Origin of the sequence: Nocardioides pini (assembly GCF_026712185.1) — a bacterium.
Lineage (GTDB): Bacteria > Actinomycetota > Actinomycetes > Propionibacteriales > Nocardioidaceae > Nocardioides > Nocardioides pini.
Genome location: NZ_JAPPUX010000003.1, coordinates 144,958 through 159,856, shown reverse-complemented (window position 1 = coordinate 159,856; position 14,899 = coordinate 144,958). Strand labels below are relative to the sequence as shown.

The following is a 14,899-nucleotide window of genomic DNA, read 5'->3' as shown; positions in this document are numbered from 1 at the left end:
TCATGCCCACACAAGGAGAAACGCATGAGCGGAAACACCGAAAACGCCCGGCTGTGGGCGGACGCCGACGTCTACGTCAACCCCGACGTCGCCTCGGCCACCATCCCCGCCTCGATCACCGAGGCCTTCGCCGCCGCGTGGGGCCAGGTCGGCCTGCTCAACGGCGAGGACGGGTTCACCGAGGCCCGCGAGGAAGAGACCGGCGACCACTACGCCTGGGGCGGCATCCTCGTCCGCACGTCCCGCCGCAACTTCAAGCTCACCAAGGCCTTCTCGGCGCTGGAGGACAACGCGACCACGCGCTCGCTCCTGTGGCCCGGGTCGACCGCGGGCAAGCTCATCGTCCCCCGCCCGGTGCCGGTCAAGGTCGGCTTCGAGACGCGTGACGGCGACATCGTGCGCCGTCTGATCACCGCGCGGTACGCGGTCATCACCGTCAACGGCGACATCACCGAGAACGAGTCGGACCTCACGAAGTACGAGCTCCTCGCCACGATCTACCCGAACGCGGCAGGCGAGCTGTTCATCGAGCAGAAGTCGGACGACGCCACCGGGGCCTGATCCCCGGCGCACATGACCCCGGCCGGGCGCGTTTCAGCGGTGGGCGCGCCCGGCCGGTCCACACCGCCGACACCGCTAGGAGCCGTCATGCCCGCTATCCGCGTGAGCGACGCCGACGTGGACGCCGAGGCGCGTCGCCGGGACATCGACCCGGCCACCCTCGACGCCCGCGACCGGCAGCACATCAAGCGCGACCTCGCCCAGAGCCAGGTCGACGCCCACACACCGCCCGCCGCACCCGCGGCGGAGGGGCCGGACCACCTCACGGTCACGGTCGAGATCACCCACGGGGACCGCGTGCTCGGGGTCAACCAGCAGCACATCCCGCTCCCCACCCGCTGAACACACACACCGCTACCGAAAGAAGGCACACCGCTATGACGCACCACGACAACCCCACCGTCGACTTCAACCTCGACACCTTCCGCAACGAGGCCGAGACGAAGCCCTTCGTCGTCGTCCACGACGGCACCCCGTACTCGTTCACCCACCTCGACGAGCTCGACGGCTGGAAGGCCGCGGAGGCGTTCGCGGGCGGCGAGGCCGGTGCCGACATCGAGGTCATCAAGCTCGCCCTCGGCGACGACTTCGCCAAGTTCAAGAGCGCGAAGGTCCTGCGCCGTGGCCCGATGCAGGCGCTCGTGAAGCGCTACCTCGCCCACTGCGGGATCGACACGGGAAACTGAGAACCCTCGTCCATGTGGCGGCGCGGCACCCGCACGCCGTGAGAGCGGACTTCCGCCGGTTCTACGGCATCCCGTTCTCCGACGTCGTGCGGGGCCGCGTGCCCTTGGCCGAGGGCGTGTCCCTGTTCGTGGACCTGCTCCACAACCCCGACGCATCCGTGGCCCGCGTCCTCAACGACGACGAGGCCCCGTGGCGTATCGGGGACTACCTCACCGCTCACGTGTGGACCGCCCTCACCGGCGAGAAGCATCCCGCGCTTCCGTCGAACGTGAAGCGCGCTCAGTCCGACCCCCAGCGCCAGGCACAGGTCAACCGTGCCCTTGAGCGCAAGCGTGAGCGCGAGCGGCTCATCGCGGAGGGCGTCATCACCTAACGACCCGAGGGGAGCCGTCATGGAGACAATCGGTTACGCCGCGCTACAGGTCATCCCGTCCGTCAAGGGCGCGCGTGGCGTCATCGAGGGCGAGCTCAACGGCTCCCTCGGGTCGGCGGGCAAGTCCAGCGGGAAGCGGTTCGGCGGCGGCTTCGTGTCGACCGTCGGCAAGTACGCCAAGACCGCGGGTGTCATCGCGGGCGGCCTGCTCACCGCGAAGGTCATCAAGGGCGGCATCGACCGCGCCCTCAACATCGACGCCGCCCGGGGCAAGCTCCAGGGCCTCGGCCACGATGCGAAGTCGGTCGACCGGATCATGGGGTCCGCCCTCGACTCCGTGAAGGGGACCGCGTTCGGCCTCGACGCCGCCGCGACCACCGCGGCCGGTGCCGTCGCCGCCGGGGTGAAGCCCGGCAAGGACCTCACCAAGTACCTCACGACCGCCGCCGACGCGGCCACCATCGCGGGCGTCTCGATGTCCGAGATGGGCTCGATCCTCAACAAGGTCGAGACGGCCCAGCGCGCCTACACGATGGAGCTCAACATGCTCGCGGACCGGGGTATCCCGGTCTACCAGTGGCTCCAGAAGGAGTACGGGGTCACGGCCACCGAACTCCGCAAGATGGTCGCCGCGGGCGAGGTCGACGCGAAGACCTTCAAGAAGGTCATTGACGAGAACATCGGCGGCGCGGCTCAGGCGTCGGGGTCCACCATGCGCGGCACCCTCGCCAACGTCGGCGCGGCGTTCTCGCGTCTCGGTGCGACGGTCGTGTCCGGGGCGTTCCCCGCGATCAAGAACGGCCTCGGGGGTGTGATATCCGGCGTGGACGCCATCACGCCGAAGGTGTCCACGATGGCGACCGCCGCGGGTGGCGTCATCATGGGGACGCTCGTGCCTGCCGTGAAGGCCGCGTGGGGCTGGTTCAAGAAGTACCTGTGGCCCGCGATCACCGAGGGCGCGTCCATCATCGGCTCGGCCCTCGGCCCGGCGTTCGACCGCATCGGGGACGCCCTCGGCAGCGCGTCCGGCGACGGCAGGGCCTTCGCGTCCACCATCGGCCCGCTGATCGGGACCGCCATCACCACGGCCGCCCACGCCATCGCAACGGCGGTCACCGTCGTCTCGGCCGTCGTCGCCTGGTTCATCCGGTGGCGTCAGGTCATCGTCCCCATCGCCGGGACCGTGCTCACCGTCGTCGGTGGCCTCAAGGCCTTCGCGATGGTCACGACCGGCGTCACGACCGCCATCAACCTCGCCCGGGGCGCGATCCTCTCGGCGAAGGTCGCGATGGCGATTCTCAACCTCACGATGGCCGCCAACCCCCTCGGCGTCGTCATCGTCACCGTCATGGCGCTCGTCGCCGTCGTCACCGTCCTGTGGAAGCGCAACGAGACCTTCCGCCGCGTCGTCACGTCGGCGTGGAACGCGGTTCAGGGCGCGGTGGCGAAGGCGGGCAAGGCCGTCGGGTCGGCCATCGGCAAGGTCATCAGTGTCATCGCGGGCTTCGCCAAGTACCACCCGCTCGCGATCATCGTCCGCAACTGGGGAGCCATCATGGGCTTCTTCCAGTCGATCCCGGGCAAGGTCCGCGGCGTGTTCTCGGCCGCCGGGTCGTGGCTCCGCAAGGCCGGGTCGTCCGTGATGACGGGCCTCCGCAACGGCATCAGCGGGGCGTGGGGCGCGGTGGCGTCGTGGGTGGGCAGCATCCGCGGCCGTGTCGTCGGGATGCTCGCCGCCGCCGGGTCGTGGCTCGTCAACGCGGGCCGCTCCACGATGACCGGGCTCCGCAACGGCATCAGCGGCGCATGGGGCACCGTGACGTCGTTCCTCGGGTCGATCCCGGGCCGCGTCCGTGGTGCCCTCGCGGGTGCCGCGTCGTGGCTGGTGTCTGCCGGTCGCAACGTCGTGTCCGGCCTCGTGTCGGGCATCCGGTCGTCGGCCGGGTCGATCCTCTCCACGATCACGTCGACCATCACCGACAAGATCCCCGGGTGGGTCAAGAAGCGGCTCGGCATCCGTTCGCCGTCCCGCGTCATGGCCGCCCTCGGTGTGTGGATTCCCCGCGGTCTGGCCAAGGGCATCAGCGCCGGGGCGTCGGACAGCGACAAGGCGATGAAGGCCGTTGCCGACAAGCTCAGCAAGAAGGCCAAGACGTCGATCCCCAAGCTCGCTAACCAGATCATGCGGTTGCAGCGGCAGGCGGGGAAGCGGATCAACCGGGCCACGGCCGAGCGCCGGGCCAAGTCGACGTCGGTCGCGCTGAAGGCCGGTGCCAAGGCCGCGCGGAAGTTGACGGCCGCCCAGCAGAAGCGCACCAAGGCGCTCTGGAAGGGCGTGTCCAAGGACGCCGCGACGGACCGCCTGCTCGGGTCGTTGTTCCCCGGCGGTGCGCTTCGGAAGTCCGCGGACCTCCAGGCCATCACGCTCAAGGACATCGCCAAGGCCCGCGACGTGCTGGCCGTCCGCCTCGAGGACGCCAAGGAACGGCTCAAGGACGCGCTCAGCATCCGCGACGACTTCAAGGCGTCGGTCGTGGACAGCGTGCGCTCGTTCACGTCCCTGCTCAACGCCGAGGGCAAGACCAACATCTACGGCTTCCTCCAGAAGGTCACGGCGTCCGACATCGCGGCATCCATGCGCGACCGGCTCGCCGTCGTCCAGAAGTTCGCCGGGGATATGGCGTCCCTGCTCGCGTCGGGTCTGAACAAGGACACGTACGCCGAGCTCGTCGCCGCCGGTCCCGAGGCCGCGGGTGACTACGCCGCCGCCCTCGCGGCCGGTGGTGCGACGGCGGTCGCGGAGGTCAACGACCTCAACTCGCAGATCAGCGCGGCGGCCGAGTCGCTCGGCGCGACGTCCTCGACCCACCTCTACCAGGCGGGCGTGGACGCGGCGCAGGGCCTCGTCGCGGGCATCGAGTCGCAGATGGACCTGCTCACCAAGGCCGCCGAGAAGATCGCCAAGAAACTCACCAAGGCGATCAAGAAGGCACTCAAGATCAAGTCGCCCTCGCGGGTCATGGCTGGCCTCGGCCAGTTCATCCCGGCGGGCCTCGCGGTCGGCATGGGTGCCACGTCCAAGGTCCGGCAGGTCACGGCCGCAGCAGCCGCGCTGGCGTCCAACGCCGCCGCGGGTGTCCGTTCGGGCCTCGCCGAGGTCGAGCGGGCGTCTACGGCCGTCAGCAACGCGCTGGCGGTCAACGTCGACCCGCCCGCCCCCCGGATGCCCTACGTCCCGCCGCCGTTCGGTGGCGACGGCCCGGGCGAGTCCGGTGCCGGTGTGGCCGGGCCGCGCGTCCTCGTGCAGCAGACCATCAACAACCCGCAGGCGGAGCCGACGTCCAAGACGGTCGACGCCGCCGCACGGACCCTCGGAATGGTAGGTGCGCTGTGAACATGGGGACATACGTCCTCGACGGTGTGGCCCTCGATGACCCCGCGGGCCGGTGGGCGGTGAGCGACAAGACGTTGCTCGGGCCGCTCCCGGCCCCGGCGTTGTCGGCGGTCACGATCCCGGGCGTGCACGGTTCGGCCCCTGTGCCGCCCACCGTGCGCGGCCCGGGGTCGCACACCGTCGGGCTGATCGTCACCGACAACGACGCGGCCGGGAAGCCGGGCGGGCACCAGCAGATGCGGGCCAACGTCGCCGCGCTGTGGGCCATCGCCGCCCCGCTCGGCCGCCTGCCGGACCTCCGGTACTACGCGGCCCCGGACGCGCCTACGTGGCGCGCTGCGGCCGTCCGCCTGCTCGCCGCCGTCGAGCCTGAGATGCACGACCCGTATACGGCGGAGGTCGTCCTGCCGTTCGACCTGCCCGGCGTGTTCTGGCGCGAGTCGAACGAGCAGACCATCGCCGTAGGCCAGGGCGGCATCGTCGCCGAGCTCGACGGCACCACGGGGTCGATCACCGACCCCGTACTCCGCTTCCCCGGCCCGGTGACCGATGTCCGGGCCACCGACACCGCCACGGGCAAGACCCTCCGGTGGTCGGGCAACGTGCCCGCTGGTTCGTTCCTGCGGATCGAGCCCGCGACCTACACGGCCCGCGTCACCACGACGTCGGCATGGACCGGCGGCGCGGACGTGTCCGGCGGCCTGTCCGTCGGCCCCGGCGGCTTCGACCTCAACCCCAACGCCCAGCAGCGGGTCGCCCTCACCATCACGGGCGCACCCGGGGCCAACCAGATACGCGCTAGGAGGGCGTTCCTGTGATGCACCTTCGCCTCGTGGCGTACACCCCGCTCGGGGCACCGCTCGGCGTCCTGCCGGACTCGCTCACGTTCACCATCACCGACCCCTTCGGGTCGGACCTGCCGACGCTCCGCATCGAGTACACGAAGCACGGTCGCCGGTTCCCCCTGCTGGAGACCAAGCCCGAGGTCGCCGTCGAATGGTGGGACGAGCCGGCCGGGGAGTGGCGCGAGCCGCTCAACGCCCGCTTCCACGTGGTCAAGCGGTCGTGGAACTCCAAGGACGACGGCGCACAGGCCCGCACGTACGAGGCGGTCCACGTCGGCTGGCTCGGCCGCAAGGCCCGGGTGTGGACCGGCGAGAACATGAACAGCGACGGCAAGCGCCAGTTCAACGCGGCCAACGCCGGGACCATCGTCGGGACCATCTTCGATGACGCGCAGGGCCGCGGGTGGGGACCGGGCCTGTCCCGCACGTTCACCGCCACGCACGACTCGGCCGGGCAGCCGTGGGCCGACGAGGTGACCCTCGCCTTCGAGCCGTCCGCCGACCTCCACTCGGTCATCGCCGCGGTGGTCGAGCAGGGGATGGCCGACGTCGCCTGGGACGGCCGCGCGCTCCACCTCTACAACGCCGACACCACCCTCGGCCGCGACCTCACCACGGGCGACGCCCCGGTGTGGGTCCGGCACAACGACGGCGTGACGTCGGCCCCCGAGCAGGGCTCGATCGAGGACCTCGTGACGTTCGTCCGCCTCGTGGGCGACGCGGGCGCAACGTGGGACGTCGACAACCCCGGGGCGGACACCACGTACGGCCGCCTTGAGGGCTACGCCACGCAGTCGGGTGTCACCGACGAGGGGACGGCCGCCCTGCTCATCGAGCAGGAGCTCGCGGCCGGTGCGGACGAGCGCGTCCAGTTCACGCGCGAGTTCCACACCGCTTCGGCGACCGTCGTCCCGTGGCGCAACTACCGCCCGGGCGATTGGGTCTGGGTCGACCGCGAGGACGAGGACGGGGTGCTCGTGCGCGAGCGGTCCCGGGTCGTCCAGATCAGCCTCACGGCCGACGCCGAGGGGGTGTCCGGGCACACCACGCTCGGCACGCGCCTCGACGACCTGCTCGCACGCCTCGCCCGGCGTACGGCATCCGTGACCGGCGGGGCCACCCCGGGCGGCGCTGGCGGTTCACCGTCCCCGGTGTCCCCCACGATCCCCGACGGCCCGGACTCGCGCGTCCCTGCGGATGCTGCGGGCCTCACGGCATCGTCGGACGCCTACACCGACGTCTACGGGTTCGCCCAGGCGCGCGTGGTCCTCGATTGGGCCGACGTCACCACCGACACCGAGGGCGTCCTGCTGGCCGTCCGCGGCTACGAGGTGTGGACGCGCGTCGGTTCGGGCGAGTGGTCGCAGGTCACGACGACCGTCGCCTCCGACGTCGCCCTCTCGCCCCTGCCGACCGGGCAGGCACGCGAGTACCGGGTGCGCGCGGTGAGCGACTCGTACGTGGCGGGCGGCTGGTCGAACGTCCGGGCGGTCACCACCGCGAAGGACACGACCCCGCCCCCGGCCCCGTCGAAGCCGATCCTCACCTCCCGGATGGGCGTCGTCACCGCGACGTGGAACGGCTCCCCCGCGATGCCCGCGGACTTCGCCCGCGTCGTCATCGAGGTCTCGTCCAACATGGGCCTCACGTGGCGCGCGGTCGGCGAGGTCACCGAGCGGACCGGCGGCTCCGTGCCGATCACCGGCCTCCCGTACGACACCGCCGTCATGGCCCGCGCCCGGGCATACGACCGGGTGGGGAACGTGTCGACGTCGGAGACGACCCTGCTCAGCAAGGTCGACCGGATCGTGGGCGGCGACCTTGAGCTCAACTCGGTCAAGGCCAACAACCTCGCCGCGGGCGCGGTCGACGGCATGGTGGTCACGGGCGCGACCGTCCGCACCGCCGAGACGGGCCAGCGGGTCGTCCTCGACACCGAGGGCCTTCGGGCGTTCCCGGCGTCCGGCAGCGCACGCACGACGATCAGCGCGGCCACAGGACGCCTCACCGCCGTAGACGCGGAGGTGTCCGGCACGGTGACCGCCGGGACGCCCACGGGCTACCGCGTGGTGGTGTCGGAGGACACGACGTACGGCGGTGCCGTGGTCGGCTTCTATCAGGCCGCATCCAAAACGGGCACGATCACGTCTTGGCAGGGTGGCGGCGTTCGGATGGCCGGGATGCAGCGGACGATCATCGGCGCGGACGCCGACGGCACCGGCACGACGGCCATGTGGCTCGACGTCACCTCGTCCGCGGGCGGCTACGAGGCCAACGTCCGCTCCCGCACCGGCATCCTGCTCCAGACCGGGAACGGCCACCGCGTCAAGGTGTCCGGCGGCCTTGAGGCCACCGACCTCCGGGTGCTCGTCGGCGGCGTCCAGCGTCAGGTGCTCATGCCCGTGTTCGCCAAGCGGTACTCGACGGCCGACCAGCGCACGACGTCGGGCGGCGACTACGCGATTGTGACGCTCAACGGCGCGGTCGACCAGCAGGGCATCGGCTGGGAGGCCGGGTACTTCTTCCGCATCCAGCACCCCGGCGTCTACCTCTGCCAGGGGTCCGTGGTGTGGGAGCGGAACACGCGCAACCGTCGCGCAATCCGCTTCGTCGGCCCGGCCGGGGCCTTCGCCGAGGTCGGCGTGCCGTCGACCGCGCTCGACGCCAACGGGGCCACGCACACCATCACGACCACGCAGCGCTTCAACGCCGGGGACTGGCTCTACATGGACGCGTTTCAGAACGCGGCCCAGGACCTGTCGCTCCTCAGCGGGGTCGCTAACACGTGGGTCGCCATCACGAAGATCGGAGAGTAGGCATGGACAACATCAAGGTCGATCCGGGCCGTGTCATCGCGGCCCTCCAGAAGCAGGTGTCGGACCTCGCGCTCGACGTGGCGATGCAGACCGCCCGCGCCGAGCAGGCAGAGGAAGCCCTCGCCGACGCCCGCGCGGTGGCCGACGCCGAGGGGCCGTCCACGTGACGCGGGCCGGGTGCCCGCCCGACCGGGTGGTGGCGTTCAGCCGGTGGCTCGTCCGGTGGTACTACCGGGTCCGCGAGCCGCGGTTCGAGCGCCTGCTCATGTTCCTCGTCTACCTGCTCACCCTCGTCATGGGCGCATCCGCGATCCACATGCCGCCCAACTCCATCGAGGGGTCGGTGGGCACCACGCTGGCGTACACGTGGGCGAGCCTGCTCGTCGTGTGCGGCGGGTTCGGCGCGTACGGCGTCCTCCCCGGCCTGTGGTGGGCCGAGCGTGTGGCGGTGAAGGCGGGCGGCACCGGGGCGGCCATCTACGCGGCCGTCCTCGTCCACCTTCACGGCGACGTGTCCAACAACCTCATCCCCACCTTCTGCGCGGTGTCCATCGCCGCGCTCGTGTTCGTGGGACGCGCCTACAAGATCCGCGGCGTCAACTACGAGCCACGTCCCGAGAAGGAGTGACCCATGAACACGATCCAGGCGGTGGTCGCCCTCATCACCGCTCTCGGGGTCGGGACCATCCTGCCTGAGATCGGTAAGGCCGCCATCGGCTACTTCACGAACCGTCGCCCGCGCGAGCAGAAGGAGAACAACCGCCTTCGCCGCGAGCGCGACACCGCCGAGGCCAACGCGCGGATCGCCCGCGAGCACGCGTCCAACGTCCGGCGCATCGCCATCGACAACGGCGTGGACCCCGCCAAGTTCCCGCCGTTCCCCCGCACCGTCCGGCCACCGGCCGAGCCGGACGCTCACGCGGACTGCTGACCCGGCCACCACCAAGGCCCCTCGCCCATCCCGGGCGGGGGGCCTTCGTCATCCCGAAGGGACACCGCATGAACATCCTCGACCGGTCCGAGTGGACCACCGCACGCAACGGCCGCCTCGGTCGCCCCCTGCTCACGTCCCGCGTCGTCGGGATCGCCGTCCACTACCCGGCCGCCGGGGACGCCCCGCTCAACGGGCTGTCCAAGGCCCAGGTCGCCCAGCGCCTCCGCGGGTGGCGGGACTTCCACGTCCGCAAGGGCTGGGCGGACATCGGCTACAACTTCGCCATCGACGGCTCCGGCCGCGTGTGGAACCTCACCGGCTTCAACATCGGCGCGCACGCGAACGCCATCGGCAACCCGACCCGCGTCGGGGTCCTGTTCGTCATCGGCAACAACGAGCAGCCGAGCGAGGAGGCCATCGACGCCTTCCTCAAGCTCCGGCAGCACATCCTCGGCACGTTCAAGAACGCGACGAAGGTCGAGGGGCATCAGCAGGTGCCCGGAAACTCGACCGCCTGCCCGGGTGGCCCGCTCATGGCCGCCATCCGTGCCGGTCGCCTCGTCGGCCTGCCGACCGTGGTCCGCCCGGTCGACAACCGTCCGGCGGTGTCCCTCGCCCGCGCTCAGCGCCTCTCGCGGCGTGCGGGGTGGTCGGGTGCGGTGACGTCCAAGGCGGCCCGCGCGGACCGCCAGCGGATCAAGGCCGCGCTCAAGTCCGAGGGCGTCCCGACGTACCGCCGCTGGCAGCAGAGCCTCGGCTACACGGGCAAGGACGCCGACGGCATCCCCGGGCGCGCGTCCCTCGTGGCCCTCGGCGACAAGCACGGCTTCCGCGTCGTCGCCTGACCCACCCCCCCGGCTCAAGTCGGCGGACCCGACTTGCACGCGCACATCGTCCAACGATTGTGTACGGCCGACCAACCACCGTTAGACGGGCCGCCCCATCCCGGGGCGGCCCGCGGTCATCTAGAAGAAAGGCGTCTCCCTTGCGGATCGCTAAGTCCCCGGCCGCCATCGTGGCAGCCCTCGTCATGTTCGCCTCGACGTTCCTCGTCGCCCTCACCGCGTCCCCGGCCTCGGCCGCGACGCACCGCTTCACGTCCATCACGGCCAACATCGGCTCCGGTGCCGACAACGACCTCAACGACAACGGCACCTTCGACGGGTGGGGCACGAACGAGAACCCCCTCGTCGAGCTCACGGCGCAGATCAACGCCAACCAGCCGGATGTCGTGTTCATCCAGGAGGCGTGCGAGCGCGACTACGCCAAGATGCAGCAGAAGTTCCCGGGCTACTACTTCGGCCAGTTCGTGTGGCAGCAGCAGGGCTCGCGCCCGGACCTCGGCGCGGTCCCGCCCTACACGCAGAACTCCTGCGAGAAGACCAACGGCCAGCAGACGGTCGAGCAGAAGGGCACGTTCATCATGAGCGCGTGGCCCATCGTTGACCAGTCGGTGCAGGTCCTCCCGGTGATCCCGGTCGCGGGCACGGCGGACGCCACCTTCCAGACCCGCAAGTCGCGCCGTCACACCCTCGCCGGTGCCCAGATCCTCTGGGGCGCGGGCGGCGGCAAGGGCATCGTGAACGTCTTCAACACCCACCTCCCGGCCGGTGACGAGGACGCCGACGACATCTCCTCGCGCACGATGGCGACGACCGCCGTTGCGAACACGGTCAACGCGTACGACGCGGGCGGCAAGGTCGTCCTCGGTGGCGACTTCAACTCGTCGCCCAAGACCTACAACATCGACCTCCTGCACCGCGTCAAGCGCGACGGGTCCGGCGCTGCGTCCGGCCTGTTCTGGGAGACCGGCATGAAGCAGAACATCGACGGCACCGCGTGCAAGTCCGCCTTCGACAACGTGTGCCGCGATGGCGAGAAGACCCTCCGCAAGTCTGGCCGCAAGTCGGACTACATCTTCTATGGCAAGACCTACGTCAAGGCGAAGCTCAGCGTCGGCGCGACGTCGAACCGCTCCGAGACGTCGGCCCACAACGTCCTCGTCGGCACCGTCGACCTGATCGACTTCAAGTGATGGGAGCCCCCATGCGTCACCGCGCAACGACCCAGGCCGCCTACCCGTGGCGGGCCACCATCCGCACCGTGTTCGCCCTCGTGGTCGCTGTCGCGGCCGTGTGGGGCCTCGTCATCGAGGCCGCGGGCGTGGACCCGGGCTTCCCCCTCGTGGCGGCGTCCATCGCCGTCGCGGGCGGGATCACCCGCGTCATGGCCCTCCCGGGGGTCAACGACATCATCGGCCGCTTCGCGCCGTGGCTGTTGGCCGCGCCGCGGATCAAGGACGACGACGGCCCGCTGTGACCGTCTGACGTACCGCTGACACACGAACGCCCCCCATCCGGCCAACTGGTCGGGTGGGGGGCGTTTCGTCGTTCCTGTGGCCGCCTACGTCACCGGCAGCCGCGGAACCCGATCCGCCGCAGGTGCACGAGGCAGTTCTTGCGCCAGCGGTAGTCGCTCGGCGTCTTGGCGACGGTGGTCCATTCCCCGGTCGCGGGGTTGGTCACGCGGAGGTGGTCGCCCTGCGTGGCGACCTCCAGACCCTCGCGCTTCGCGGCCTTCATGAGCTGGCGTACGTCCTTGTTCATTGGGCGTTCCTTCCGAGTGGTGATCGCTTGCTGACGCTCAAGAACTTACGTCGCCGCGTCCACGAACCGAAGACAACACGCCTACTTTCTTTAGACGATCTTGTCGGAACATAGACGACGCCCCCCGGACCCTTCGGAGCACAAGTGTCAGCAAGCGCACCGGGTCGACGGGGGGCGTCGTTGGGCCGACACTACGGGGTGTCGGCCGGTCTTGCACACGGCGGCGATGTCACGCCGTGAGGTGGATTGTGGGGGGCCGCCGGGCGGTGGTCCGGCGGCCCCCGGGTGGGTCAGTCCTCGATCTGGAACTCGACGTCATCGAGGCCGAGGCCGCGCGACCCGTCGGCCCCGATCATGTGCTCGTAGCCTGCCGTGGACAGGCCCATCTCGTGCGACGTGTCGACGTGCTCGGGGTCGAGGTCGTCGGTGTCGAGGTAGCCGGTGACCTTGATCCGCGGCATGGTCACTTCGCCTTGGCGGCGGCGCGGGCGGCCTTCTCGGCCTTGGTGCGCTTGTCGCGGTCGGGGCGGCACTCGACCGCGCGCTTGCCCTCGGTGCCGACGGTGGGGAACTTCTTCACGGGCAGCGTCTCGCCGCACTCCCCCTGGCACTTGAACTTGTCCTTGGTGCCGACGTCGAACGTCCCGACCTTGGTCCGCGCCGGGGCGGCGTCGGCCTTGTCCTTCGCGGGTGCGGCGGCGGCCTTCTTGGAGGCGGCCGGCTTCGCGGGTGCCTTCTCGGCCTTGTCCTTCGCGGCGGCGGGCTTCGGGGCGTCGGCGGCCTTGTTCTTGGCGGACTTCTGAGCGGCGTTGGGCATTGCGTTCTCCTTCGTGGTGGTGCCGGTCTGGGCGGCGATGGCGTTGCGGATGTCGAACATGCGGGGCGAGCAGCAGGTGGCCCGCGTGGCGTCGTACAGGGCGTCCGGGTCGACGCGCTCGGCCGGGATCGGCGTCCCCTTGGCCGGGATGTGCTCGCACGTGGTCCGGTGGACCCTGCCCGCCCCCTTCGTGGCGGGCAGGTAGACCAGGCGAACCTCGTCCGTGGCGGTGGCGGTCATGTGTTCCTTCCTTCCGGGGTGGGGACGGGGCGGCGGTGGTGCCGCCCCGTCGGTGGACTAGATCGAGAACGTGGCGGTGAGGCGTGCCCGGTCGTACCGGGGCGACCCGTCCGAGTTGGTGCCGGTGCGGTCGTAGTCGGTGACGACCGTCTCCCCGACGACCCGGCGGCGACGGTCGCCGTTCTCGTGGTGGGCGGTGCGGCGCACGATCCGCGGGTTGCCGAAGCCCAGGCGGGCGAGCTCGGCGAGGGCGTCGTGCTCGAACATGCGGACCGCGCGGCGGCCGTTGAAGCCGAGGGTGGCGTTCCCCGCGGGGTTCCGGGCGCTCATGCCCGGTCCCACAGGTCGCCCACGACGCGGGCGGTGACCTCGGCCGCGGTGACGGTGAGCGGGATGCCGGACCACGTGACGGGGCCGCCCAGCTCGGTGTCCCACAGGAACACGCGGACGCCGTTCTCGTCGTGGTCGACGTCGAGGCCGGTGTAGCGGGTGCCCACGCCCTCGATGTCGCGGATGGCGGCCGTGACGGTCTGGATCGCGTCGGCCGGGTAGTGCTCGCTCATGGTGTGCTCCTTGGTGGTGGTGCCGGGTGCTGCTTGCTGACGTGTAAGACGCTAAGTGCCTTCGTCTACCGAGACAAGCCCGCGCGGCCAGAATCTTTGGACGGTGCCGGATGGGACGGGGCGGCGCGTGTGCCGCCCCGTCCGGGGGTCAGCGACCGATGGCCCGGTGACCGCCCCCGACGGCGTTAGAACCGCCGAGGTTGGCCCTGCGGCCCGCGTCCGCGCCCGCGTCGGACCCGGAGTACGACCGGCCCCGGGTCGTGCGGAGGTCCTTGTCCTCCATGTGGTCCTTGAGCTCGGCGGCCTTGTCGCGGAGGGCGAGGGCCGCGCCCGGGGTCGCGTCGATGGTCTGCTTGGTCTGCTCGCGGAGGCGGCGGGCCACCACGACGTAGAACGAGACGACGAAGTCCCGGCGGGCCTTGGTGCGGTCGTTGTCGGTGGCGTACGCGTTCGCCTCGTCGCCCTCGGCCTTCCACCACGTCCACAGCGCGAGGGTGGCCTGCGTCTTGAGCGACGTCACGAGCATCTCGATCCGGGCGACGTCGGACTCGAACCCGACGAGGTGCGCGGTGGCGTAGTTGCCGGTGAAGTAGAGGTCCGACCCGAGGGCCTTGGCGATGGTGTGCCACCCGACGACGTGCTCGCGGTTGTACGCGTTCGTCTCGGCGGTGATGAACTTCCGCTCGGCCACGCGGCTGTCGCGGCACTCGCGGCACTCGCGGCCCCGGCCGCCCTCCTTGCCGGTGGTCGGGAACTTCTTCACGGGGAGGTCGCGGTCACACGACACGCACGCCCAGGTCGTGGTCGTGCCGTCGGGATACCACGTGCCGATCTTGGCGGCCTCGACGGCGACGCGGATGCGCCGCTCGATGATCGTCTCGGGCCGGACATCCTGCCCGGCCGCCTGTCGGGCCATCGCCTCGTCGATGCCGAGCTTGACCATCAGGGCCTCGGCCTTGCGGGTGAACGCCTCGGCCTCGTGCGGGTTGTCGGTGCGCTCGGCCTTGGCGAGCAACTTGCCGATGGTCTCCGCGGTCGTGTTCGTCATGGGGTGCTCCTAGGT

19 protein-coding genes are annotated in these 14,899 nt (G+C 70.8%); 13 read left to right on the top strand and 6 right to left on the bottom strand.

The features are described from left to right. Nucleotides 1–24 precede the first annotated feature (24 nt). The 13 genes from NYO98_RS10450 (at nt 25) to NYO98_RS10390 (ending at nt 11,929) form a co-directional block, all read left to right on the top strand. Complete coding sequence (locus tag NYO98_RS10450) at nt 25–561, top strand: hypothetical protein (protein WP_268111605.1); 537 nt, start codon at nt 25–27, stop codon at nt 559–561. Nucleotides 562–648: 87 nt separating this feature from the next. Then, nucleotides 649–903: a protealysin inhibitor emfourin gene (locus NYO98_RS10445; RefSeq protein WP_268111604.1), complete on the top strand. Its 255-nt coding sequence runs from the start codon at nt 649–651 to the stop codon at nt 901–903. Between the two features lie 35 nt (nt 904–938). Further along, on the top strand, nt 939–1,247 hold the full coding sequence (locus tag NYO98_RS10440) for a hypothetical protein (protein WP_268111603.1): 309 nt from the start codon (nt 939–941) through the stop codon (nt 1,245–1,247). Nucleotides 1,248–1,285: 38 nt separating this feature from the next. Further along, nucleotides 1,286–1,621, top strand: a complete 336-nt coding sequence (locus tag NYO98_RS10435; RefSeq protein ID WP_268111602.1) for a hypothetical protein — start codon at nt 1,286–1,288, stop codon at nt 1,619–1,621. 19 nt (nt 1,622–1,640) lie between these two features. Beyond that, complete coding sequence (locus NYO98_RS10430; protein WP_268111600.1) at nt 1,641–5,015, top strand: phage tail protein; 3,375 nt, start codon at nt 1,641–1,643, stop codon at nt 5,013–5,015. A 2-nt stretch (nt 5,016–5,017) separates the two neighbouring features. Further along, nucleotides 5,018–5,833 (top strand): hypothetical protein, encoded by an 816-nt coding sequence (locus NYO98_RS10425; RefSeq protein WP_268111599.1) that lies wholly within the window; start codon nt 5,018–5,020, stop codon nt 5,831–5,833. A gap of 14 nt (nt 5,834–5,847) precedes the next feature. After that, a complete protein-coding gene (locus tag NYO98_RS10420) occupies nt 5,848–8,676 on the top strand; it encodes a phage tail protein (protein ID WP_268111598.1) in 2,829 nt (942 codons plus the stop codon). A 2-nt stretch (nt 8,677–8,678) separates the two neighbouring features. Beyond that, nucleotides 8,679–8,843 carry a hypothetical protein gene (locus NYO98_RS10415; RefSeq protein WP_268111597.1) on the top strand — a complete coding sequence of 55 codons (165 nt, stop codon included), beginning with the start codon at nt 8,679–8,681 and terminating at the stop codon, nt 8,841–8,843. Beyond that, nucleotides 8,840–9,304, top strand: a complete 465-nt coding sequence (locus NYO98_RS10410) for a hypothetical protein (protein ID WP_268111596.1) — start codon at nt 8,840–8,842, stop codon at nt 9,302–9,304. The genes NYO98_RS10415 and NYO98_RS10410 overlap by 4 nt, the downstream gene beginning before the upstream one ends. Nucleotides 9,305–9,307: 3 nt before the next feature. Further along, a complete protein-coding gene (locus NYO98_RS10405; RefSeq protein ID WP_268111595.1) occupies nt 9,308–9,607 on the top strand; it encodes a hypothetical protein in 300 nt (99 codons plus the stop codon). Between the two features lie 68 nt (nt 9,608–9,675). After that, nucleotides 9,676–10,455 carry an N-acetylmuramoyl-L-alanine amidase gene (locus NYO98_RS10400; RefSeq protein WP_268111594.1) on the top strand — a complete coding sequence of 260 codons (780 nt, stop codon included), beginning with the start codon at nt 9,676–9,678 and terminating at the stop codon, nt 10,453–10,455. Nucleotides 10,456–10,595: 140 nt separating this feature from the next. Then, a complete protein-coding gene (locus NYO98_RS10395; RefSeq protein WP_268111593.1) occupies nt 10,596–11,645 on the top strand; it encodes an endonuclease/exonuclease/phosphatase family protein in 1,050 nt (349 codons plus the stop codon). Nucleotides 11,646–11,656: 11 nt separating this feature from the next. Next, nucleotides 11,657–11,929, top strand: a complete 273-nt coding sequence (locus NYO98_RS10390) for a hypothetical protein (RefSeq protein ID WP_268111592.1) — start codon at nt 11,657–11,659, stop codon at nt 11,927–11,929. Between the two features lie 89 nt (nt 11,930–12,018). On the opposite strand, the gene NYO98_RS10385 is transcribed toward NYO98_RS10390, so the two are convergent. From NYO98_RS10385 to NYO98_RS10360, 6 genes are all read right to left on the bottom strand, one after another. Continuing rightward, nucleotides 12,019–12,216: a hypothetical protein gene (locus tag NYO98_RS10385; RefSeq protein ID WP_268111591.1), complete on the bottom strand. Its 198-nt coding sequence runs from the start codon at nt 12,214–12,216 to the stop codon at nt 12,019–12,021. A gap of 290 nt (nt 12,217–12,506) precedes the next feature. Then, nucleotides 12,507–12,677, bottom strand: coding sequence for a hypothetical protein (locus NYO98_RS10380; RefSeq protein ID WP_268111590.1), 171 nt, complete (start codon nt 12,675–12,677; stop codon nt 12,507–12,509). Nucleotides 12,678–12,679: 2 nt separating this feature from the next. Next, the gene (locus tag NYO98_RS10375) at nt 12,680–13,273 is read right to left on the bottom strand and encodes a hypothetical protein (protein ID WP_268111589.1); all 594 of its coding nucleotides are present in this window, start codon (nt 13,271–13,273) and stop codon (nt 12,680–12,682) included. Nucleotides 13,274–13,330: 57 nt separating this feature from the next. Further along, the gene (locus NYO98_RS10370; protein WP_268111588.1) at nt 13,331–13,603 is read right to left on the bottom strand and encodes a hypothetical protein; all 273 of its coding nucleotides are present in this window, start codon (nt 13,601–13,603) and stop codon (nt 13,331–13,333) included. Further along, on the bottom strand, nt 13,600–13,836 hold the full coding sequence (locus NYO98_RS10365; RefSeq protein ID WP_268111587.1) for a hypothetical protein: 237 nt from the start codon (nt 13,834–13,836) through the stop codon (nt 13,600–13,602). Before NYO98_RS10365 ends, NYO98_RS10370 begins: the two co-directional genes overlap by 4 nt. A 148-nt stretch (nt 13,837–13,984) precedes the next feature. Beyond that, nucleotides 13,985–14,884 (bottom strand): DUF2786 domain-containing protein, encoded by a 900-nt coding sequence (locus tag NYO98_RS10360; RefSeq protein WP_268111586.1) that lies wholly within the window; start codon nt 14,882–14,884, stop codon nt 13,985–13,987. Nucleotides 14,885–14,899 lie beyond the last annotated feature (15 nt).

Bases quoted from the DNA above. Each gene is read 5' to 3' on its own strand.
- NYO98_RS10380 (WP_268111590.1), bottom strand. From the start codon at position 12,677: ATGCCGCGGATCAAGGTCACCGGCTACCTCGACACCGACGACCTCGAC.
- NYO98_RS10385 (WP_268111591.1), bottom strand. From the start codon at position 12,216: ATGAACAAGGACGTACGCCAGCTCATGAAGGCCGCGAAGCGCGAGGGT.
- NYO98_RS10450 (WP_268111605.1), top strand. From the start codon at position 25: ATGAGCGGAAACACCGAAAACGCCCGGCTGTGGGCGGACGCCGACGTC.
- NYO98_RS10430 (WP_268111600.1), top strand. From the start codon at position 1,641: ATGGAGACAATCGGTTACGCCGCGCTACAGGTCATCCCGTCCGTCAAG.
- NYO98_RS10365 (WP_268111587.1), bottom strand. From the start codon at position 13,836: ATGAGCGAGCACTACCCGGCCGACGCGATCCAGACCGTCACGGCCGCC.
- NYO98_RS10440 (WP_268111603.1), top strand. From the start codon at position 939: ATGACGCACCACGACAACCCCACCGTCGACTTCAACCTCGACACCTTC.
- NYO98_RS10425 (WP_268111599.1), top strand. From the start codon at position 5,018: ATGGGGACATACGTCCTCGACGGTGTGGCCCTCGATGACCCCGCGGGC.
- NYO98_RS10400 (WP_268111594.1), top strand. From the start codon at position 9,676: ATGAACATCCTCGACCGGTCCGAGTGGACCACCGCACGCAACGGCCGC.
- NYO98_RS10405 (WP_268111595.1), top strand. From the start codon at position 9,308: ATGAACACGATCCAGGCGGTGGTCGCCCTCATCACCGCTCTCGGGGTC.
- NYO98_RS10375 (WP_268111589.1), bottom strand. From the start codon at position 13,273: ATGACCGCCACCGCCACGGACGAGGTTCGCCTGGTCTACCTGCCCGCC.
- NYO98_RS10415 (WP_268111597.1), top strand. From the start codon at position 8,679: ATGGACAACATCAAGGTCGATCCGGGCCGTGTCATCGCGGCCCTCCAG.
- NYO98_RS10360 (WP_268111586.1), bottom strand. From the start codon at position 14,884: ATGACGAACACGACCGCGGAGACCATCGGCAAGTTGCTCGCCAAGGCC.
- NYO98_RS10390 (WP_268111592.1), top strand. From the start codon at position 11,657: ATGCGTCACCGCGCAACGACCCAGGCCGCCTACCCGTGGCGGGCCACC.
- NYO98_RS10445 (WP_268111604.1), top strand. From the start codon at position 649: ATGCCCGCTATCCGCGTGAGCGACGCCGACGTGGACGCCGAGGCGCGT.
- NYO98_RS10370 (WP_268111588.1), bottom strand. From the start codon at position 13,603: ATGAGCGCCCGGAACCCCGCGGGGAACGCCACCCTCGGCTTCAACGGC.